Below are 21,725 nucleotides of genomic sequence, written 5' to 3'. Positions count from 1 at the left end.
TTTAATGGAGCCCAGGGACGTATTCTTTATGTGCTGTGGCAGGAGGATGGTATCTCAATCAGGTCACTCTCGACTAAATGCGGATTAGCGATAACATCTCTTACTACGATGCTGGAAAGAATGGAAAATCAAGGGCTGATAAGCCGTGTTCAGTCTGAAACGGACAAAAGGAAAACACTCCTGTTTCTGACTGAGAAAGCACATGCCTTAAAGGGCGAGTACGATTCTGTATCTGATGAGATGGGCAGTATTTACTACAAAGGTTTTTCAGAGGAAGAAATTACCCGGTTTGAGGAATGTCTCGACCGCATCAGAAAGAATCTTGAGGAGTGGCAGAAGTCATGAGTATTTGTATCAAAGATCAGATTCAGAACATGAATATCGTCATTGGCTGCACAGTGGGGTGTACATATTGCTATGCCCGCAACAACGTGAAACGCTGGCATATGATTGATGACTTCGCTGACCCTGAATTCTTTCCGGGTAAGCTCAAGATGATGGAAAAGAAACGTCCGCAGAACTTTCTTCTTACTGGGATGAGCGATCTCTCCGGATGGAAGCCGGAATGGAGAGACGAGGTATTTGCAAAGATCCGTGAAAATCCACAGCATCAGTTCCTGTTCCTTACCAAGCGACCTGATCTGCTGGATTTTGATACCGATCTGGAAAACGCATGGTTTGGCGTTACGGTGACGAGGAAAGCCGAACTGTGGCGTATCGACGCCCTTCGGAAAAACATCAGAGCAAAGCATTACCATGTTAGCTTTGAACCGTTATTCGACGATCCCGGTACAGTTGACCTTTCCAGAATCAACTGGATCGTTGTCGGCACTATGACCGGGGCTCAGAGCAGGAAGATTCATACGGAGCCGGAATGGGCATGGTCTCTGACGGATCAGGCACACGCACTCGGCATTCCGGTGTTTATGAAGGAAGACCTTGTCCCTATCATAGGGGATGAAAATATGATTCAGGAAATGCCGGAAGAATTTAATAAAGTGTTAGAGGTACAGAAATCATGGAAGAAGTAATAAATGGAATCCTCATTCGTGAGGTGGAAACAAAGAACATCATGACTAAGTCTAGTCTGCCGGTAGGCGGTTACTCGGTCAATCCCTATGTGGGCTGTACACATGCCTGCAAGTATTGCTATGCTTCTTTTATGAAGCGCTTTACCGGGCACAAGGAGGAATGGGGCACTTTCCTTGATGTGAAGCATTGGCCGGAAATTAAAAATCCGAAGAAATATGCCGGACAGCGGGTGGTCATCGGTTCTGTGACAGATGGCTACAATCCACAGGAGGAGCAATTCGGGAATACCAGAAAACTTCTGGAGCAGCTGATCGGCAGTGACGCAGATATTCTGATCTGCACAAAGTCGGATCTTGTGGTACGGGATATTGATCTGCTGAAGAAGCTTGGACATGTAACCGTTTCATGGTCGATCAACACACTAGATGAAAATTTCAAGAACGATATGGATTCTGCTTCGAGCATTGAGCGCCGTATCTCTGCTATGAAGCAGGTATATGAAGCAGGTATCCGTACAGTCTGTTTCGTATCCCCGGTATTCCCCGGTATCACGGATTTTGAAGCAATCTTTGAGCGGGTAAAGGATCAGTGCGATCTGTTCTGGCTCGAAAATCTCAATCTTCGAGGCGGTTTCAAAAAGACAATTATGGATTATATCGCCGGAAAATATCCTGATCTTGTACCACTTTACGACGAGATCTATAACAAGCATAACCGCAGCTACTTTGAAGCACTTGAAGTAAAAGCTGAGGAAATGGCTAAGAAGTATGATTGTGCCTTTGTGGATAATGAAATGCCTTATGGCAGAGTCCCGCAGGGGCATCCGGTGATTGTAGATTATTTCTATCATGAGGAAATCCGTGGGACAGAGAATACCGGAAAAAGAAATCGTTAACTTCAAGTTTGTAGGGCAGATAAGCTGTTTATTTGAGTAGAAAAAAGAATTACAATTAATAACGCCGGTGCGGGATTTTGATATCCAGTACCGGCGTTATTGATTCTACAGGGGCTTGGGAGTGTAGCCACCAAATATACTATTCGTTTTCTGCTTCGGCAAGTTTGTTAAGGATCCACTCCCGATTGATAACAATGTCCTCATCATCGCGGAGATCCTTGAAATCATTGCAGTGTGAAGAAGCAAATTCATACATATTGTCAATGTCAACTGCACCAGTGATCTTACTCTTATTAATGATGGTTTATTCCATACGAGAATAAAAATAGAGTAGACGAATTATTTAGCAATCTTCATCAAATCTTTATTTTTTTCTGTTAGGTTATATTTCAGTAAGAAATGAAATATGGAAGGAAGGATAGTAAAGATGGAAATGATGTTGCAGACACAAAATTTGTGTAAATATTTTAGAAAGCAGAAAGCGGTAAATAATGTTTCACTTAATATAGAAAAGAAACAGATTTATGGACTGCTTGGACCGAATGGTGCGGGAAAATCTACCACATTGAAAATGTTGACCGGTATGATGAAACCCACTGCAGGAAAGATTTACTTTGATGGAAAACTTTGGGATAGGAAAGATTTATCAAAAATAGGAGCGCTAATTGAGAATCCGCCTATTTATGAAAATCTTTCCGCCAGAGAGAATTTGAAGGTAAGACAATTATTGCTTGGTACAGATGAAAACAGAATTGATGAGGTCTTGCAGATTGTATCACTTACAAACACCGGAAAGAAGAAAGCAGGACAGTTTTCTTTGGGAATGAAGCAAAGACTAGGCATTGCAATGGCATTGCTTGGAGAACCGGAACTTTTGATATTGGATGAACCTACGAATGGATTAGATCCAATAGGCATCGAGGAATTACGAGAGCTGATCCGGTCTTTTCCGGAACAGGGAATCACTGTAATTCTCTCCAGTCATATTCTCTCAGAGGTACAGTTACTTGCAGATAAAGTCGGGATTATTTCAGGTGGAATCTTAGGATACGAAGGAGCATTAAAGCAGGGAGATAATCTTGAAGATTTGTTTATGAATGTGGTAAGAAAAAACCAGAAAGCAGGTGAAATCCATGGTTAATATTATAAAAGCAGAACATCAAAAAGCCAAAAGAACCATGCGAAAAAAGTTTATCTGGGGATTTCCTCTTCTTACATTTGTCATGGCATTTATATTTACTCTTGGGATGACAAATGCTTATGCAGAAAGTGTTTGGAACTGGTGGTATACACTTTTGCTGCCGGGGATGATTGCTCTATTTTGTTATCTTTCTGTGGCGCAGGAGAAAAAGATAAAATACTATCATTTAATGACTATTCCCACAGACAGAAGAAAATTGGTGCTGGGGAAAATTATTTATATTGGGTATATGATTTTGTTTTCTAATGTGATTGTGTTTGCAGGAGCAACGCTTGGAGGCTTTCTTCTAACGACACATGTTCCAGTTGGAGGAGCGTTGATTGCAGTATTGTTTCTGACGGTTTCTGAGTTATGGGAGATTCCGGTAGCCTTATTTTTAAGTGAACGATTTGGAATGATTGTAAACCTGTTCGTCTGCTTATTTATTACCGTCAGCGGTGTGGTAATATCACAAACCAGAATCTGGTATGTACTTGTTTCTGCAATCCCTATGCGAATGATGTGCCCGTTGCTTCATGTTTTACCAAATGGACTTGCCGCAGAAGCAGGGAATCCTCTTTTGGATACGGGAGTCATTGTTCCGGGAATGTGTCTCTCAATCATCTGGTTTGTTTTTGTAACGGTTCTGTTTTTGAAATGGTTTGAGAGAAGAGAGGTGAAATAAGATGATTGGAAGATCTCTTAATGCAGACTTGCGAAAGATGAAAGGAACATCTGTGATTCTGGCACACTTACTGATTCCGATTATAACCAGCGTTATATTTTTAATATATTACTTTTTTTCACCATGGAATGAAAATATGAAAGTGATTGCATTTTATCAGGCAATAGGAGCAGGACTTCCGGTACTTATTGGAATTTTTACAGCAAGTGTGATGGAACAGGAACAAAATGCAGGTGATTTTCAAAATCTGTTGTCTTTACCGGATAAACCTGCAGCATTTTTATCGAAACTGTTGATGCTACTGGTTTTGTGTCTGTGCTCTATCCTATTGACAGCAATCATATTCGGAATTGGATTTGGAAGAATCGCATCAAGCGATATCGAAATCATGAAAGGATGTATATTTGCAGCATTGCTGCTGTGGGGAAGCAGTGTTCCACTTTATCTGTGGCAGCTGATTCTGGCTTTTCAGTTTGGAAAAGGGGTATCCATTGGAGCAGGGATTATATCAGGACTAATTAGTGCATTGATGCTTACCGGACTTGGAGATTATGTGTGGAAATATGTATTTGTCTGCTGGACGGGTAGAGTACCATATACTTATCTGCAATCTGTATTGGGAGAAACTAGTGTAGGTGAATGGTTGTCATTCATACCAGGTTGCTTAATATTTACAGGGATTAGTATGGTATACTATTTTTGGTGGGTAAACCACTGGGAAGGAAACAGAATATCGGAATAGAATCGAGGGAAACTATGGCAAAAATACTGGCAGTTGATGATGAACCGGCAATTTTGGAAATGATAGAAAGCATTTTGAATAAGGATGGACATCTGGTTACCAAAGTAAGTAATCCACTAAAAATTAATATGGAAGAATTACATCGTTATGACCTGATTTTACTGGACATTATGATGCCTGGAATTGATGACTTCGAATTATGCAAAAGAATTAGGATACTTGTGGATTGTCCGATTTTGTTTCTTACGGCAAAAACCGAGGAAAACAGTCTTGTAAACGGACTTTCTTTAGGAGCAGATGATTATATTTCAAAGCCATTTGGAGTGATGGAACTTCGGGCAAGGATCAATGCACATCTTAGAAGAGAGCACAGGGAACATTCTGTCCGGATGGTTTTGGGGAGGGTCTGTATTCAAATATCTCAAAAGAAACTATTGGTTGATGATAAGGAACTTCCTCTTACGAAAGCGGAGTACGAAATCTGTGAATTTCTGGCTAAAAACAGAGGACAGGTTTTCTCGAAGGAACAGATATTGGAAGCGGTCTTTGGCTTTGACAATGAGAGTAATGACAGTACTATAATCACGCATATCAAAAATATAAGAGCAAAATTTGCGGATTATGATTATACACCGATAAAAACAGTCTGGGGGATTGGATATAAATGGGAAGAGTAAAGAGAAGCAATGCACTCAGCAGGATTTTTATGAGATATGTACTGGTCATGCTTGGATCATTAGTTGGTTTGGTGATTGTTGCTTATCTGCTGCTGTACCTTTTGATTAGTGTGGGCTGTATTTATCCGGCAAATTATGCAGAGCAAAAGATTAATGAAGCATATGATACGATTCTACGTGCAGATAAAGTGACTGCTGAGATGATTCCCGCACTTTGTGATTATGTAATCTTTTCAGAGAATGGAGAGAAAATAGGTGGAGATCTGTCAGAACAATACGAACAGATAGCATGGAATGTTGCAAAGTACGGAAACGCATCCGGGAAATATTTTTATAAAGTAATTGTAAGGGAAAATGAATATGTTGTATTGCAATATCGCCTGACACCTCAATATCATTCAGCTTTTTTGAGGGAGCATTTTATAGGACCACAGAATGTGATGATTATTATGTCTGTGATTGGAGCGGTAGCGATTATCATCATTCCGTCCATACGTTTTGGAAAAAGAATCAAAAAGCAGATGCAGCCTGTATTAGACGCAATCAGACAAATAAAGGATCAAAATCTGGAATATGAGACATCCTGTTCCGGTATCAAAGAGTTTGATGACTGTTTATCGGCAATCGATGATATGCGAGATGCATTGCGAGAATCTTTAGAAAAGCAGTGGAAAACAGAGCAGGAAAAGAAACAACAGATGTCTGCTTTGGCGCATGATATTAAAACACCTCTTACGATTGTACGGGGAAATGCAGAACTACTTTCAGAGACTGAACTGACCACAGAACAGAAGAATAATATCACTTATGTTTTGAACGGCACAACACAGATACAAAGTTATGTAAAACAGTTGATAGATGTCACAAAATCATGGAATTGCAGTGATGTTACCTATACAACGGTGAGGTTAGAAGATTTTTTCGCAGATATAAAGGAACAGGCACTCGGACTGGTAGAAATCTATCACCAGAAAATAGATTGGAAGGCGGGACAAAGTGATAAAAAGGTAACGATTGCTTATGATCCAATGTTCCGGGCCGTAATGAATATGATTCAGAATGCAGTGGAGCATACAAAAGAAAATGGAATCATTTATATTGACGCAAAGGAGCAGGATGGCCGGCTGACATTCATTGTGGAGGATAGCGGATCAGGATTTACAAAAGAAGCATTATTGCATGGCACAGAGCAGTTTTTTATGGATGACACAAGTAGAAATGGCGAAGCCCATTATGGGATGGGACTATTTTTTGCAAAAACTGTGGCTGAAAAATATGGTGGAGGTATTAAACTTTCAAATTCTGAAAATACAGGTGGGGCGAGGGTAGAAATATTTTTCCTGAGTAGTCAAGAAACAAGCTAAATAGACCGCAATTAAGCTATGTAAAAGAAATTTTACATGCTTTTATCTAATATGTAACAGTTAGCGAAAGATGCCAGAGCAGTATACCATGTCAAACGAATTGTGTTAGTTAATCTGGATCTTATTGATGAATATCTGGAAGCATTCCGTGATGAAGAATTTTGATGAAAGAACAGGAGGAACAACTATTCCTCGAAAATTGAGAATTACATATGTTCAATTCTTTGTATTAGGTATATATTTTGAAAAGTTATCCGGTTATACTGACAATATCAAAAGGCAGAACTGTTAGAATGAGGTGAGCAGATGGATACAGCACAGAGAATAAGGATAATTCGGATGATTGAAAAAATAGAGAAGAACCCAGAATTCAGTAGTAAAATCGGTGTGAGAAATACATCTGAGTTTATATCAAGTAAACAATCAAAAAAATGAATGATTCAAATCATAACAGGAGTCAGAAGGAGTAGAATATGTTATCGTTATTATTTGCTATATGCATGATTTGGTTTATTGGAAAATTTTTTATATTTGGTGTAAAAGCATCCTGGGGAATCTTAAAGCTGCTCTGTACAGTTGTATTTTTCCCGGTGATTTTGATAGGAATGGTTGTTGGCGGACTGATTTATATTGCACTTCCATTGTTGATCATCGGCGGAATCATTGCACTTATATCATCTAACTCATAAAAATACGAGGAGGGAAGAAATTATGGGATATGATATAGAAAAAGAGAAACGAGAAGCGATTGAAGCAGGACAACGTGCGTTAAGTAGTCTTCGGACAGCAAAAGAGAACCTGAACAGTGCAAAGAATTGGGGCTTGGTGGATATGTTTGGCGGTGGATTCTTTTCTACAATGTTGAAACACTCCAAGATGGATCAGGCAAGACAAAATATGGAACAGGCGAAATATGATCTTCGTAATTTCAGTAGGGAATTAAATGATGTGAACGTGGCTTGTAATTTAAACATCAATACTGGAGACTTCTTATCCTTTGCAGATTATTTTTTTGATGGATTTGTTGTGGATTGGATGGTGCAGGATCGAATCAATAATGCTAGACATCAGGTGGAAGAAGCTATCCGCAGAACGGAATACATCATAAACCAGTTACAGCATATGTAAAGGAAAGAGGCAGTGAACCATAAATAGGTTCGCTGCCTTGTTTTTTCATACTTATTTCTGTTTCTTTTTTTCTTCTCTGAGCAATTCGATGTTTAGTCCCTGCTCTCCGGCTGTTTTATCAACCCAGAGATTCAGAGAATCTATTGCCAGAGAAATTTCATCCAGTTTGTTGCTGATAAAAGCAAAATCCTTGATCTCATCATCACTGATCTTACCGTCACGGGCAATCTGGATCAGGCGTGTGGTAAGAGGATTAATCTCATTCAGACTGGCAATGGTTTCCAGGATTATATTGGACAAGTCAGAAACTTCGACTTCCGGGACATAACGGTGACCGATTTCGCATTTATGAGAGCAGTAATAATTGCAGAGATCTGGTCGCCCGTAAGCGTCTGCCATCTGGATAATATCATAAGGTGTAGGTTCCTGCATTTCATATTCAAATTTTTCAATTTTAGAATCAGAAACAGCAGTCATTTTTTCGCTGGCTTCTAATCTGGTAAGACCGGCTTCTTCCCGGCAAATCTGATAAATTGTTTTATTTTCTCTTGTAGATTGTTTCCCCATGAGAATAACCTCCCCGTATATCGCCGAACATGAGAATTATCAGGTGTTAAGTCCACATGCTGTGCGTGTATTTTCTTTATAGATTTTATTATACTTGAAGCATCAGTAAACAACAAGTGCATTGTTGATACGGAATTATGAAAGGAAGAAAAAACATGAGGAAAACTAGAAGTGATTGTAGAGTAGGAACATTTGAAAAGAAGCATGGTCTTCCACCGGGGACTATTAGAAACAAAAATGGAAGAGATACCAGAAGTGACAAAAAAATTGGCACCATTCGCAAAGAAGCAAAGTAGGAACATAATCATGGAAAAGAAAATAAGAAAAAGATATCATTCAGAAGAAGCTGTAAAAAAAGCGTTAAAAATTGAATCATTTCGAAATTTAACAAAGGATAAAGTGATGGAGTTTACATCTATGATTCCATATATGGAAAAGGAAGTGGCGCTTGAAATAATAAAGCAGTTCCCAGTATATGTAGAGTTTGTGGAATCAGCAATAGAAAATTATACACAGTTATGCAAAACAATTTTAGAAACAAATAAAGAAGAATATGAACAAGCAGTTCATGCACATCAGTATGTTCTTGAGACCTTCGTAAATCAGCTGGAACAAGAAAACTTAACAGAGGAGGAAAGAAGGGAATTTTCTGAAAAAATGATGGAAGAAGCTGATAAAATAACGGAATTATATTTACAGCAGCAGAAATTTCATGAGCGAGTGTTCAAGACGATTGGGGGAGTTGTAACATTAGCTTTGGGAGTGACGGTAACAATGTTAGGTTTAAAAGCAATTGGTAGCGATGAAGATTTACCTCAACTAGATGATGAGAATCAGAATGTTGCATAATAGCTTTATCTATAATTGAAAACAACAGGATGGAAAGGCTCAGGAAAAAGTATTCTGGGCCTTTTGTCTTAGAAGGATAGCAGTATAAAAGAGCAGGGATTTTTATACCCCACCTATTGATATACACTGTAACCATCAAAGAAGATTAAATCATAAAATTCAAAGAAATGGAGGAGTTGGCAATGAAAGGTTTTAACACTGGTGATGGTTACATGGGATTGGAGACTGTGAGAAAAAGTCTGTAACACTTTTTCTATGCGAACCCTACAAAAATATTAGAAGAATAACGTATGCAAAACTTCCTGTTTGCCAACTTGCCCTTTGAGAGAGGAAAAATCCTTTTCTCAAAGGGCTTTTTTGTTTATACGGATATTCGCAAACTTACAAGATAAAGCTAAAATTTCATATACTCTAAGCACAAGGAGGTTGAGGTTTATGAGCCAAACAGCACAGTGTCTAAGGCATATAAGCCACGAACCTGGTATACATTCTGCCAAATGGGAACAATGACGCAGGGTATCTGTAAATTAAAAAATAATGAAAAGAAGAATAAAAAAATACAACACGAAAGGATGCGTCAAGGTAATGCAAGAATTATCGTGATACATCCTTTTGTATTTGGATTGAGTATTTTTCTTTCCCTGCTTGTCAAAAGTAATGGATGGAATGTATAATATTGTTAATGATCCAGAGATATTTATTTTGGAAACAGCTTAATCAATTTGGAGGTATAAAATGAAAGCACATAAGTATTGGTCAATCGGAGCGTTAATTACTATGATTGGAACTTTTTATACTGGATATAAAGGATCCAAATCAGGTCATAGGTATTTTGCGTGTAGCACTCTTATATGTATGATCATGTCTATGTATACGGGACATAAAATGATTTCAGGTAATAAAAGAACAAGAAAACAGGTGGAAAATACAAAAGCGGAGGAATAGTAAATGTTAGAGTTAGGAAAAAAAGCACCGGACTTTGAATTGCCGGATCAGAATGGAGAAATGCATAAATTAAGCGATTATGCAGGAAAAAAAGTGATCTTATATTTTTATCCAAAGGATAATACACCAGGATGTACGAAGCAGGCATGTGGCTTTTCTGAGCGTTATCCACAGTTTACTGAGAAGGGAGCTGTTATTCTCGGAGTAAGCAAGGACTCTGTAGCGTCTCACAAGAGATTTGAAGAAAAATACGGACTGGCATTTACGCTATTAGCAGATCCGGAGCGTAAAGTTATTGAAGCATATGATGTCTGGAAAGAAAAGAAAAATTATGGAAAAGTATCTATGGGTGTAGTAAGAACTACATATCTTATTGATGAGCAGGGAATCATTATAAAGGCAAATGATAAAGTCAAGGCGGCAGATGATCCTGAAAATATGCTTAAGGAATTGGCATAATGAAGATTATTTTATCACCTGCAAAAAAGATGATTGTAGATACCGATAACTTAGCACCGGTTGAACTGCCTGTCTATATTGATAAGACAGCAGAAGTATTAAACTGGATGAAAAGCAAATCAAAAGAAGAACTGAAAGCTATCTGGAAATGTAATGACAAGATTGCAGAGCAGAACTTTAACAGATTGGAAAATATGGATCTTTATAACAGGCTTACTCCGGCTGTTTTAGCATATGAAGGGATTGCATTTCAATATATGGCACCATCTGTGTTTGAAATCCAGCAGTTTGAGTATTTGCAAAATCATTTAAGAATCTTGTCCGCGTTTTATGGCATTTTAAAACCAATGGATGGTGTGACTCCTTATCGTCTTGAAATGCAGGCAAAGGTTGGAATTGGAGATGCAAAAAATCTGTATGAGTACTGGGGAGAATTGTTATACCGCTCAATAATCGATGACAGGAGGATTATCATTAATCTTGCATCAAAAGAATACTCAAAATGTATAGAAAAGTATCTGACATCACAGGACAGATATATTACGATTGTATTTTGTGAGTTATCCGGAGATAAATTGGTAACAAAAGGTACCTATGCCAAGATGGCTCGTGGTGAAATGGTCAGATTCATAGCGGAAAATAATATTGAAAATCCGGTGGAGATTCAGAAATTTGACAGACTCGGATATTCGTTTAGGTCTGATTTATCTTCAGATTCAGAATATGTATTTGAACGCAAAATAAAATAGTTATTCAGGTAAAAGATGCTCAGTTTGACAGTTTTTGTAATAATGAGAATTATTACTATTTTTATTGACTGCAGGATGATGGTGGTATATAATCCTTATTAAGAACTAATCCTAATAAGGAGGACGAATGACAAGTAGGAGAAATACCATTCAAAAAGATCTCGTAAGAAATACCGTATACGAAATGAGAAGACACGTTACGGCGAATGAAGTGTATGAATTTATAAAAGAAGCATATCCAACAATTGGAAAAGGAACTGTATATAGAAATCTTGATATATTGGTAGAGGAAGGTGCATTAAGAAAGGTTGAAGTTCCGAATGGACCGAACCGATTTGATTTTACATTGAAAAATCATTACCATGTAAGATGTATAAAGTGCGGTGAAATTTTTGATGTGGATATGGATCAAATACCGGATTTACTGGAAAGAATTCATAACACTCATGGAATTGAATTTGTGGATTATGATATTTCATTTAAAGGCATTTGCCCGAAATGCAGGGAGAAGGTAAAGGAGGAACAGCATGGATAGGAAAGCAATGTATAAGTTGAGTTATGGACTGTTTATATTGACCGCTAAAGAAGCAGAAAAAGATAACGGATGCATCATTAATACAGCCATTCAGGCAGCTTCGGAACCAAACCAGTTAAGTATCTGTGTAAATAAGGCAAATTATACGCATGATATGATTCAAAGAACCGGAAAATTTACTGTATCAGTCTTAAGTCAGAAGGCACAATTTGAATTGTTCAAACATTTTGGCTTCCAATCAGGAAGAGATACCAATAAGTTTGAAGCCTTTGAGCAGTGTGCCAGGGGCACAAATGGTATTTATTATATTACAGAAGGTACAAATGCATACATTTCTGTGACAGTTACTAAAACAGAGGACTTGGGTTCACATACGATGTTTATCGGTGAGATAACCGATATGGAAGTTTTAAGCAATGTTCCTTCAGTAACATATGATTATTATCAGAATAATATTAAGCCTAAGCCACAGGAGGTTGGAAAAACAGAGGACGGTCAGACAATATGGCGTTGCAGAATTTGCGGATATGAATATGTAGGCGAGGAATTACCAGATGACTTTATATGTCCTTTGTGCAAGCACCCGGCATCAGATTTTGAAAAAGTAGTAAAGAAAACGGAGGTAAAAGAGATGGCGGCAAACAAATATGCAGGAACACAGACAGAGAAGAATTTACAGGAGGCATTTGCAGGGGAATCACAGGCAAGAAATAAGTATACCTATTTTGCTTCTGTAGCGAAAAAGGAAGGTTAGTATAAGAAGGTATGATGGTATGAAGATATTAGTAATTCCTGATGTTCATCTTAAACCGCAGATGTTTAAACAGGCTACAGCTCTTATGCATCAGGGAATTGCCGATCGAGCGGTATGTCTGATGGACATCCCTGATGATTGGGACAAGCAATATAATGTCGGACTTTATGAAGAAACTTATGATGAGGCTGTTCGGTTTGCAAAAGCATTTCCGGAAACAGCCTGGTGCTACGGGAATCACGATTTGAGTTATCTGTGGCATTGTCTGGAGAGCGGTTATAGCTCCATGGCTTCAATGACAGTGCAAAGAAAGTTGTTGGATTTGCGAGAGGCTGTTCCAGAAGATAATCCCATTAAATATGTTCAGAGAATAGACAATGTTCTCTTTTCTCATGGAGGCGTACTGAATTTCTTTGTAGAGGAATATGTTCCGCGAGCAAAATATAATGATGTGGATGCTGTGCTGGAGACGATTAATCAGCTCGGAAGAATCGAGATGTGGAATGATGCATCGCCGATCTGGCTGAGACCACAGCATTCAAAAATGAGATTATATAAGCCACGTAAGTTGTTGCAGGTTGTAGGCCATACACCTATGGATGCAATTACGAAAGAGGGAAATCTGATTAGCACGGATGTGTTTTCAACTTACAGAGATGGAAAGCCAATTGGAACAGAGGAGTTCCTCTTGCTCGATACAGTGACATGGGAATACTGCGGAATTAAGATGTAGAATCCGATACGTAATTGGATGCATATTATGTCTGCGTCTCAAATACGCTGCTTCTTTTTCATACTCTGTAATGGAAAACCAACGAAAATCTCTTTTTACCTCAAAAGAAAGTAATAGCCACCAAAAATATCGGAAAAACTTTGTGAAAAAATAGAATTGTGTTTCGCAAGGGTCCCCTGTAAAATAGCGGCAGGAGGAGAAAGAGAGAAAAGGAGCTTCTTAATCTTATGGGAACAAATGAAAAGAATATGACTGCGGGATCCCCCGGAAAACTGATCATAACGTTTGCCATACCACTGATGCTCGGAAATATTTTCCAGCAGTTTTATACGATGGCGGACACCATGATTGTTGGCCAGGTGGTAGGAGTAGAAGCGTTGGCGGCAGTAGGCGCCGGAGACTGGCTGGTCTGGCTGGTGCTGGGCATCATGACAGGTATCACACAGGGCTTTTCGATTCTTGTATCGCAGTACTATGGAGCAGGGGAAAAGGAAAATCTGAAATGTGCGGTGGCGAAAAGCTATATTATGACAGCATTACTGTCTGTGATTGTACTCGCAGTAAGTGAAGGAGCAGTTTATCACGTTCTTTTATTTTTGCAGACACCGGATAATGTTATTGATCTGACGATGCTATATTTACGGCTGATTTTTGCGGGAGTCCCGATTATAGCTGCCTATAATATCTTTGCGGCGATCCTGAGGGCACTTGGAAACAGCAGATCTCCACTGATTGCAATGACAGTGGCAGCAGTGATCAATGTGGGACTTGACCTGCTGTTTGTGGCAGTTTTTGGCTGGGGCGTAGCCGGAGCAGCCGTGGCGACTGTTATTGCACAGGGATTTTCAGCCTTGTACTGTCTGCTTGTATTACGGAAAATCAGGGATATCCGACTGGAAAAGGAGGATTTTTACAGGCAGCCGTCTATGAGTCTGCGGCTTTTGAAGCTGGGAACTCCTCTTGCCATACAGAACGTGATCATTTCTGTGGGAGGACTTACGGTGCAGTATGTGATCAATGGCTTTGGCTTTCTGTTTGTAGCCGGATTTACGGCAACGAACAAGCTGTATGGAATTTTGGAGATGGCAGCCGTTTCCTATGGATATGCGATTACAACGTATGTAGGGCAGAATCTTGGCGCAAAGAAATATCAGAGAATCCGAAAAGGTGTGCGCAGCGGTACGTATATGGCAGTGCTCACTTCTGTTTTCATTTCCGGTATGATGGTGCTGATTGGGCGTAATATATTGTCTCTGTTTGTATCCGGTGAACCGGAGCAGATCCGACAGGTGTTAGATATTGCATATAAGTATTTGTTTATCATGGCTGTCTTTTTGTGGATACTGTATTTGCTGCATGTGTATCGTTCCGCGATCCAGGGGCTGGGCAATACTTTGATTCCGCTTGCCAGCGGCATTGCGGAATTTGTGATGCGTGTCAGCGTTGCGCTGCTGCTGCCGAAATGGATCGGCGAAGAGGGAATATACTATGCCGAGATCTGTGCATGGAGCAGTGCAGCTGTTTTACTGATCATAAGCTATATGATTCTGATGCGAAAATATAAAGATGCTAAAACGTCAGAAAGCTGATGCAGTCTCGCCTGCAAGAGGATTTTAGAGCTCTTACCCCGCTTAAAGCATAAGTAAGAAATAATACAAAAAAAGCAGTGCTGCAGAACGCAAACTACAGGAAACAGATGGGAAGGCGTACCCGAGGTACGACAAAAATCTGTCATGCGGTAATTTGCGCTCTGTGGGACTGCTTTTTTGCATGATTCTTGGAGTTTTGGGGAATTACGACAAGAAATAACCAAAAATTTCAATAACTAATCCAAAAATATTCTATTTTTTTTCAGACCGCTTGTGATTATAATGAATTCATCAGCTAGGAACGAAGCGAATCTAGCAAAATCACCAAACGGGAGGAATAAAAATGAAAAGAAAAGCATTAGCAGCAATTATGGCAGTAGCTATGGCAGTATCCATGGCTGGCTGTGGAGGATCCCCATCAGAGTCTAAAGATTCTACCCAGAAAACAGAAACAGCAGATTCTACGGCATCAACGGGCGGAAGCGTAGAAAACAAGGACAAACCTCTGTGCTGGTTCAACCGTCAGCCATCCAGCAGTGCTACCGGCGAATTGGACAAAGATGCTCTGAACTTCAACGGAAATACTTATTATGTAGGTTTCGATGCAAACCAGGGTGCTGAACTGCAGGGACAGATGGTTCTGGATTACATCAAGAAAAACGCAGACACGATCGACAGAAACGGTGACGGCGTAATCGGATATGTTCTGGCAATCGGTGATATCGGACATAACGATTCTATCGCCCGTACACGTGGTGTTCGTTCCGCACTTGGAACAGGTGTAGATGCAGACGGCGGAGTAGATTCTACACCGGCCGGAACAAACGTAGACGGAAAAGCAAAGGTTGTGCAGGATGCAACTCTGGATGTAGACGGAAAAACATATACCATCCGTGAGCTGGCTTCTCAGGAAATGAAAAACTCAGCAGGTGCAACATGGGATGCTGCAACAGCTGGTAACGCGATCGGAACATGGACAGCTTCCTTCGGTGATCAGATCGATGTTGTAGTTTCCAACAACGATGGTATGGGAATGTCAATGTTCAATGCATGGGCGAAAGACAACAAAGTTCCTACCTTCGGTTACGATGCGAACAGCGATGCTGTAGCAGCAATCGCTGAAGGATACGGCGGAACAATTTCTCAGCATGCAGACGTTCAGGCTTATCTGACACTGAGAGTTCTGCGTAACGCACTGGACGGTGTAGACATTGATACCGGTATCGGTACAGCAGATGAAGCCGGCAACTGCCTGACAGAGGGTGAAGATTACAGATACAGCGAAGAAGAGAGATCTTACTACGCATTAAATATTGCTGTAACAGCCGATAACTACAACGATTTCACAGATTCCACAAAAGTTTACGATAAAGTTGCAAAACAGCTGGATGAAAGCAAGAGCCCATCCAAAAAAGTATGGCTGAATATCTACAACGCATCGGATAACTTCCTGAGCTCTACCTATCAGCCACTGCTGGAGAAATATGATGATCTGCTGAACCTGAAGGTAGATTACATCGGTGGAGACGGACAGACAGAGTCCAATATCACAAACCGTCTTGGAAACCCGAGCGAGTATGATGCTTTTGCAATTAACATGGTTAAGACCGATAATGCAGCAGCATATACATCACTTCTCTCCAAATAATTTGAGACAGAATAAGAGTGTAAATGGTAACGATTCGGAGCCATGCGAAATCGAGATGAGGTCTCTGAATTGTTACCGTAAATGAATGAAATTATAGAGGGGTGTCAGCAATGATACCCTTCTTTATTAAGAAAAGGAAGCGCAGCTATGACAGATGATAAGAATAAATATATCTTATCGATTAACGGCATGAGCAAATCGTTCGGTAGAAATAAGGTTCTGAAACATATCAGCATGAATGTCAAACCTGGAACCATTATGGGACTGATGGGTGAAAACGGTGCCGGAAAATCGACAATGATGAAATGCCTCTTTGGAACCTATCAGAAAGATGAAGGAACCATCGTATTGGACGGAAAAGAAGTGAATTTCTCCGGTCCGAAGGATGCACTGGAAAACGGAGTGGCAATGGTACACCAGGAGTTGAACCAGTGTCTTGAAAGAAGTGTTGTAGATAACATGTTCCTTGGAAGATACCCAAAGAATTCCGTTGGAGTGATCGACGAAGGAAGAATGAAAAAAGAAACATCAGACCTGTTCAGAAAACTGGGAATTACAGTTGATCTGACGCAGCCAATGAAGAAAATGTCTGTATCTCAGAGACAGATGTGTGAGATCGCAAAAGCGATTTCCTATCATTCCAAAGTCATTGTACTGGATGAACCTACATCATCCCTGACTGCACCAGAGGTTGAAAAACTCTTTAAGATGATGCGTCAGCTGAAGGCGCAGGGAATTGCTCTGATCTACATTTCACATAAAATGGATGAAATATTTGAAATCTGTGACGAAATATCCGTACTGCGAGACGGAAGCCTGGTCATGACCAAGCCAAGTAAAGAAACGGATATGAACGAACTGATCGCCGCCATGGTTGGACGTTCTCTGGACAACAGATTTCCGCCTGTAGACAATACACCGGGAGAAACGATTCTTTCCGTACAGAATATATCAACAAAATATGCACCGAAACTGCAGAATATTTCTTTTGATATCAAAAAAGGAGAAATTTTCGGATTCTATGGTCTGGTCGGTGCCGGTCGTACGGAACTTCTGGAGACAATCTTCGGAATTCGTACAAAAGCAGAAGGAAATATCGTATATGATGGAAAAGTACTGAACTTCTCCTCCCCGAAGGATGCCATGGATCACGGATTTGCTCTGATTACAGAGGAAAGAAAAGCCAATGGTCTGTTCCTGAAGGGCGATATTACATTCAATACTACCATTGCGAATATGAAACATTATAAGAGCGGAATCGCATTGTCGCATGACAAGATGGTGCGTGCAACGGCTGAAGAAATCAAGATCATGCATACAAAATGTATGGGACCGGATGATATGATCGCCAACCTTTCCGGTGGTAATCAGCAGAAGGTCATCTTTGGTAAATGGCTGGAGCGTTCACCGAGCGTATTCATGATGGATGACCCGACACGAGGAATCGATGTTGGAGCAAAATATGAAATCTATGAACTGATTATCAATATGGCGAAACAGGGAAAAACAATCATCGTTGTTTCTTCCGAAATGCCGGAGATTCTTGGTATTACCAACCGAATCGGTGTTATGTCTAACGGACGTCTGGCCGGAATCGTAAATACCAAAGAAACAAACCAGGAAGAATTATTGAGACTCAGTGCTAAATACCTGTAACAGGAGGAAAATTGGAAATGGCAGAAAACAGCGTTATTATTTCGTCGGAAGAAGAAGCAAAGCTTTTGAAGCCGATCGATGAATATGTGGAAGAAATCCAGAAAAAAATCGATGCATTACGTGCAGACGGCTTTGATAAAGTGAGCGATCTGAAAAAACAGATCGCGATCGCAAAAGAAAACAAGAACTTATCCGCAACACAGAGAGATAAGATCATTGAAAACAGCAAAAAAGAGCTGGAAAATGCAAAAAAAGTAGAAGCAGACAACAAAGAAGAAATCAAAAAGCTGATCGCAGAGGCAGAAAGCTATCTGGCAGCGCATTACAAAAAGGATTATTACGACGTAGTAAACAAAAGCTGCAAAGCTGCAAAAGCAGAAGAAAACAGCAGATATGAGAAGGTCAAAGCAGATCTGAAGAGCGAGCATCAGAAAAAGGTTGCTTCTCTGAAGGATGCAGAAGAGATCAAGGCTGAGAAATATGTGCTCAAAAATAAATTGTTTGATGCACAGATGGCTCACGAATCGAAGCTTCAGGAGATCAAGGACAGAAGACATGAAGCATTCATGCATAAATATCACCTGATCGACCTGTTGCGGGCTTCCAAATTTACATTCCCGCAGCAGAGAATACAGAAACTGGAAAATTACAGATATACCTTCGATTTATCTCAGTTCCTGTACAAAAACGGTCTGTATATCGTAATCATTCTGATCTTCATCGCACTGTGTATCATCACACCGATCGTTAAAAATACACAGCTGCTGACTGTTACCAACATCCTGAATATCTTACAGCAGGCATCCCCGCGTATGTTCCTTGCACTTGGTGTTGCCGGTCTGATCCTGTTAACAGGTACCGACCTTTCCGTGGGACGTATGGTTGGTATGGGTATGGTTACAGCAACCATCATCATGCATAACGGAATCAATACAGGTGCCGTATTCGGACATGTATTTGACTTCTCCGCTATGCCTGCTACAGCGAAAGCACTGTTTGCACTGTTAATGTGTGTAATCCTTACGACAGCATTTGCCATGATTGCCGGATTCTTCATGGCGAGATTCAAAATGCATCCGTTTATCTCTACCATGGCGAACATGCTGATCATCTTCGGTCTGGTTACCTATGCGACCAAGGGTGTATCCTTCGGTGCGATTGATTCTGCCATCCCGAATACTTTCATTCCGCAGATCGGAAAATTCCCGACCATCATTCTGTGGGCTGTTGCAGCAGTTGCCATTGTATGGTTTATCTGGAACAAAACAACTTTTGGCAAAAACCTGTATGCGGTAGGTGGAAACCCGGAAGCGGCAGCAGTATCCGGTATCTCTGTATTTAAAGTAACAATGGGAGCATTTATGCTGGCAGGTATCCTGTATGGCTTCGGTTCCTGGCTGGAATGTAACCGTATGGTTGGTTCCGGTAGTGCAGCTTACGGACAGGGATGGGATATGGATGCCATCGCAGCCTGCGTAGTTGGTGGTGTATCCTTTACCGGTGGTATCGGTAAGATCTCCGGAGTTGTAACCGGTGTACTGATCTTTACCTCCCTGACATATGCCCTGACGATTCTGGGTATTGATACTAACCTTCAGTTCATTTTCGAAGGTATCATTATCCTGGCAGCCGTAACACTTGACTGTCTGAAATATGTACAGAAAAAATAATGAAACATTCATAAAGATACCAGGAGTGCAAAGCACGTAGCAATCTGGTATCAAAGGGGTCAGAAAAACTTTTGATTCCAACATCTTCATAAACAGATAGAATATAAGACAGCCCGGTCGTCCGATGGATGACCAGGGCGGTCTTTTGTTCTGTTTTGGCAAAAATTTTTGTAACTATTCATTCAGCAGAGAGCAATCTTCTGCTATAATAAAGGAACAACAATATGCTCCGCAAAACAGGAGGATAAGGATGGAACAATATAAAGTGATTCTTGTCGATGATGAAGTAGAGGTCATCGATGTTATGAAAAAAAAGATCCGCTGGAATGATCTGGGATTTGACGTAGTGGGAAGTGCCACCAACGGCGTGAAGGCTTTGGAGCTGGTGGAAAAGCTTCAGCCTGATGTGGTGCTGACGGACATTAAGATGCCTTATATGGATGGACTGGAGCTGGCAAGAAAGCTGAACCAGGACTATCCTAATATTTACATTATGCTTTGCACCGGCTTTGACGAATTCGAGTATGCGAAAGAGGCCGTCCATCTGGAGATTAAGGAATATATGCTGAAACCCATCAGCGCCACCGAGCTGTCAGAGAGCCTGATGAAGCTGAAAACAACACTGGACAGGGAACGGGAAGAAAAGTTAAATGTAAAAAAACTGGAAGACTATTTCCAGGAGGTTTTACCAAAGCTGCAGTCCAATTTCTTCATTTCCCTGATTGAAGGAAGAGTCAGAGAAGAGGACTATGAACGATTCCTTTTGGATTATCAGGTGGATATGAAGGGACCTTTGTTTTGCTGCATGATTTTTCATACCTCGGAAAATGATGTGCCGGATGGGATGAATCCCTTATTATTATCCATGTCCGTGGAACGGGAGATCAAACAGCGGCTGATGGAGAACTGTAATTGCCAGGAATTCATCTATATGGGTAATACCATTCTGATTATGGAACTCCATTCAGAAGATGAGATAGCTCAATTGACGGACAAGTGTGACCGGTTCTGCCGCTGGGCATGGAGAATTATGGGGGCGGCGGTTACCGCAGGGGTCGGAACCGTCTGCAACAATCTGTACGATATCAGTATTTCCTACGAGGGAGCCAGAGAGGCGGTATCCTACCGTGTCCTGTACGGAACGAAACGAGCCATCAATATCGCAGAGATCGTTCCCAAAGAGTCAAAAAAGGCGGTTCCCTTAGAAGAAACAAAGATGCAGGAGCTGTTTCGTGCCATCCATGTAGGGGATCAGGAAAAGATCCGGAAAGAAGCCATCAAAGAGACAGAAAAGCTCCATAAGAATGCAGCCACCATCAGCCAGTACAATCTGGCCACCATGGAGATTGTCAGCGGCTTTTTCAAATTTTGTGCCAATAATTCCATGGATTTCAATGAAATTTCCGGAAATGTACAGAATCTTTACGAAAGAGTGACTCAGCTGGATGAAAGCTCTATGACAAACTGGATTATCAATATGTCTATGGCGATCAGCGAAAAACTGAGAAGTACCAGAAACAGTACCTCCAGACGGATCATCACCGATGCACAGAACATCGTAAAAGACAGATATATGGAACCGGCGCTCTCGCTGGATGATGTGTGCGCAGATCTTGGTGTGTCCAATTCTTACTTTTCGTCCATCTTTAAAAAGGAAACCGGTCAGTCCTTCGTCTCCTATCTTACCGATTACCGAATGGACAGGGCAGAAGAAATGGTGCTGAACACCGATGAAAAAAGCTATAAGATCGCAGAAAAAGTGGGATATCAGGATGCGAACTACTTCAGCTATGTATTCAAAAAGAAATTCGGTGTTTCCCCTTCCAAATACAGAGCTTCCGGAAAATAGGGAACAGGTGAAAGGGAAA

At 40.6% G+C, this 21,725-nt stretch carries 22 protein-coding genes and 2 pseudogenes; 23 read left to right on the top strand and 1 reads right to left on the bottom strand.

Annotated features, from left to right (window positions below; translation table 11 throughout):
- The 11 genes and pseudogenes from DW769_RS11790 to DW769_RS11745 form a co-directional block, all read left to right on the top strand.
- On the top strand, positions 1 to 345 hold a 345-nt coding region (locus tag DW769_RS11790), incomplete at its 5' end, for a MarR family transcriptional regulator (protein ID WP_118610230.1).
- Positions 342 to 1,031 carry a radical SAM mobile pair protein A gene (locus DW769_RS11785; RefSeq protein WP_117509300.1) on the top strand — a complete coding sequence of 230 codons (690 nt, stop codon included), beginning with the start codon at positions 342 to 344 and terminating at the stop codon, positions 1,029 to 1,031. The genes DW769_RS11790 and DW769_RS11785, both read left to right, overlap by 4 nt.
- Positions 1,019 to 1,927 (top strand): radical SAM mobile pair protein B, encoded by a 909-nt coding sequence (locus DW769_RS11780; protein WP_118750413.1) that lies wholly within the window; start codon positions 1,019 to 1,021, stop codon positions 1,925 to 1,927. Before DW769_RS11785 ends, DW769_RS11780 begins: the two co-directional genes overlap by 13 nt.
- A 427-nt stretch (positions 1,928 to 2,354) precedes the next feature.
- Complete coding sequence (locus DW769_RS11775; protein WP_055225704.1) at positions 2,355 to 3,068, top strand: lantibiotic protection ABC transporter ATP-binding protein; 714 nt, start codon at positions 2,355 to 2,357, stop codon at positions 3,066 to 3,068.
- The gene (locus DW769_RS11770) at positions 3,061 to 3,792 is read left to right on the top strand and encodes a lantibiotic immunity ABC transporter MutE/EpiE family permease subunit (protein ID WP_118085451.1); all 732 of its coding nucleotides are present in this window, start codon (positions 3,061 to 3,063) and stop codon (positions 3,790 to 3,792) included. Before DW769_RS11775 ends, DW769_RS11770 begins: the two co-directional genes overlap by 8 nt.
- Position 3,793: 1 nt before the next feature.
- Positions 3,794 to 4,534 carry a lantibiotic immunity ABC transporter MutG family permease subunit gene (locus DW769_RS11765; protein WP_005330844.1) on the top strand — a complete coding sequence of 247 codons (741 nt, stop codon included), beginning with the start codon at positions 3,794 to 3,796 and terminating at the stop codon, positions 4,532 to 4,534.
- A 14-nt stretch (positions 4,535 to 4,548) separates the two neighbouring features.
- Positions 4,549 to 5,211: a response regulator transcription factor gene (locus DW769_RS11760; RefSeq protein WP_118750412.1), complete on the top strand. Its 663-nt coding sequence runs from the start codon at positions 4,549 to 4,551 to the stop codon at positions 5,209 to 5,211.
- Positions 5,199 to 6,575 carry a sensor histidine kinase gene (locus tag DW769_RS11755; RefSeq protein ID WP_106493119.1) on the top strand — a complete coding sequence of 459 codons (1,377 nt, stop codon included), beginning with the start codon at positions 5,199 to 5,201 and terminating at the stop codon, positions 6,573 to 6,575. Before DW769_RS11760 ends, DW769_RS11755 begins: the two co-directional genes overlap by 13 nt.
- 69 nt (positions 6,576 to 6,644) lie before the next feature.
- A pseudogene (locus DW769_RS16915) lies at positions 6,645 to 6,740 on the top strand (DUF6462 family protein); the annotation flags it as partial.
- Positions 6,741 to 7,048: 308 nt separating this feature from the next.
- Positions 7,049 to 7,264: a hypothetical protein gene (locus DW769_RS11750; RefSeq protein ID WP_055221652.1), complete on the top strand. Its 216-nt coding sequence runs from the start codon at positions 7,049 to 7,051 to the stop codon at positions 7,262 to 7,264.
- A 22-nt stretch (positions 7,265 to 7,286) separates the two neighbouring features.
- Complete coding sequence (locus DW769_RS11745; RefSeq protein WP_055225697.1) at positions 7,287 to 7,703, top strand: hypothetical protein; 417 nt, start codon at positions 7,287 to 7,289, stop codon at positions 7,701 to 7,703.
- A 51-nt stretch (positions 7,704 to 7,754) separates the two neighbouring features.
- Here the strand turns inward: DW769_RS11745 and DW769_RS11740 are convergent, their stop codons facing one another.
- On the bottom strand, positions 7,755 to 8,270 hold the full coding sequence (locus tag DW769_RS11740) for a helix-turn-helix domain-containing protein (RefSeq protein ID WP_055182202.1): 516 nt from the start codon (positions 8,268 to 8,270) through the stop codon (positions 7,755 to 7,757).
- Between the two features lie 192 nt (positions 8,271 to 8,462).
- On the opposite strand from DW769_RS11740, the gene DW769_RS11735 reads away from it, so the two are divergent.
- The 12 genes and pseudogenes from DW769_RS11735 (at position 8,463) to DW769_RS11675 (ending at position 21,706) form a co-directional block, all read left to right on the top strand.
- Entirely contained in the window at positions 8,463 to 9,119 is a 657-nt protein-coding gene (locus DW769_RS11735; protein ID WP_199688480.1) for a hypothetical protein, read from the top strand.
- Positions 9,120 to 9,854: 735 nt separating this feature from the next.
- Positions 9,855 to 10,064, top strand: coding sequence for a DUF6219 family protein (locus DW769_RS16910; protein ID WP_021737557.1), 210 nt, complete (start codon positions 9,855 to 9,857; stop codon positions 10,062 to 10,064).
- Between the two features lie 3 nt (positions 10,065 to 10,067).
- Positions 10,068 to 10,523: a thioredoxin-dependent thiol peroxidase gene (gene bcp / locus DW769_RS11720; RefSeq protein WP_021737556.1), complete on the top strand. Its 456-nt coding sequence runs from the start codon at positions 10,068 to 10,070 to the stop codon at positions 10,521 to 10,523.
- Positions 10,523 to 11,272: a peroxide stress protein YaaA gene (yaaA, locus tag DW769_RS11715; protein ID WP_055267392.1), complete on the top strand. Its 750-nt coding sequence runs from the start codon at positions 10,523 to 10,525 to the stop codon at positions 11,270 to 11,272. Before bcp ends, yaaA begins: the two co-directional genes overlap by 1 nt.
- A gap of 127 nt (positions 11,273 to 11,399) precedes the next feature.
- Complete coding sequence (locus DW769_RS11710) at positions 11,400 to 11,807, top strand: Fur family transcriptional regulator (RefSeq protein ID WP_055225693.1); 408 nt, start codon at positions 11,400 to 11,402, stop codon at positions 11,805 to 11,807.
- Positions 11,800 to 12,420 (top strand): annotated as a pseudogene (locus DW769_RS17070) (flavin reductase); the annotation flags it as partial. The gene DW769_RS11710 and the pseudogene DW769_RS17070, both read left to right, overlap by 8 nt.
- A gap of 160 nt (positions 12,421 to 12,580) precedes the next feature.
- On the top strand, positions 12,581 to 13,294 hold the full coding sequence (locus DW769_RS11700) for a metallophosphoesterase (RefSeq protein WP_117510120.1): 714 nt from the start codon (positions 12,581 to 12,583) through the stop codon (positions 13,292 to 13,294).
- A gap of 227 nt (positions 13,295 to 13,521) precedes the next feature.
- The gene (locus DW769_RS11695; protein ID WP_118750410.1) at positions 13,522 to 14,883 is read left to right on the top strand and encodes an MATE family efflux transporter; all 1,362 of its coding nucleotides are present in this window, start codon (positions 13,522 to 13,524) and stop codon (positions 14,881 to 14,883) included.
- A gap of 343 nt (positions 14,884 to 15,226) precedes the next feature.
- Positions 15,227 to 16,531 (top strand): substrate-binding domain-containing protein, encoded by a 1,305-nt coding sequence (locus tag DW769_RS11690; RefSeq protein ID WP_118750409.1) that lies wholly within the window; start codon positions 15,227 to 15,229, stop codon positions 16,529 to 16,531.
- Between the two features lie 147 nt (positions 16,532 to 16,678).
- On the top strand, positions 16,679 to 18,187 hold the full coding sequence (locus tag DW769_RS11685) for a sugar ABC transporter ATP-binding protein (RefSeq protein ID WP_118750408.1): 1,509 nt from the start codon (positions 16,679 to 16,681) through the stop codon (positions 18,185 to 18,187).
- A 17-nt stretch (positions 18,188 to 18,204) separates the two neighbouring features.
- On the top strand, positions 18,205 to 19,857 hold the full coding sequence (locus DW769_RS11680) for a galactose/methyl galactoside ABC transporter permease MglC (RefSeq protein ID WP_117510117.1): 1,653 nt from the start codon (positions 18,205 to 18,207) through the stop codon (positions 19,855 to 19,857).
- Positions 19,858 to 20,107: 250 nt separating this feature from the next.
- Positions 20,108 to 21,706: a response regulator gene (locus tag DW769_RS11675; RefSeq protein WP_118750407.1), complete on the top strand. Its 1,599-nt coding sequence runs from the start codon at positions 20,108 to 20,110 to the stop codon at positions 21,704 to 21,706.
- Positions 21,707 to 21,725 lie beyond the last annotated feature (19 nt).

The sequence above is a fragment of the Blautia sp. AM29-29 genome, from assembly GCF_003480555.1.
GTDB lineage: Bacteria > Bacillota > Clostridia > Lachnospirales > Lachnospiraceae > Fusicatenibacter > Fusicatenibacter saccharivorans.
This window is presented reverse-complemented; position numbering and strand designations above follow the sequence as displayed.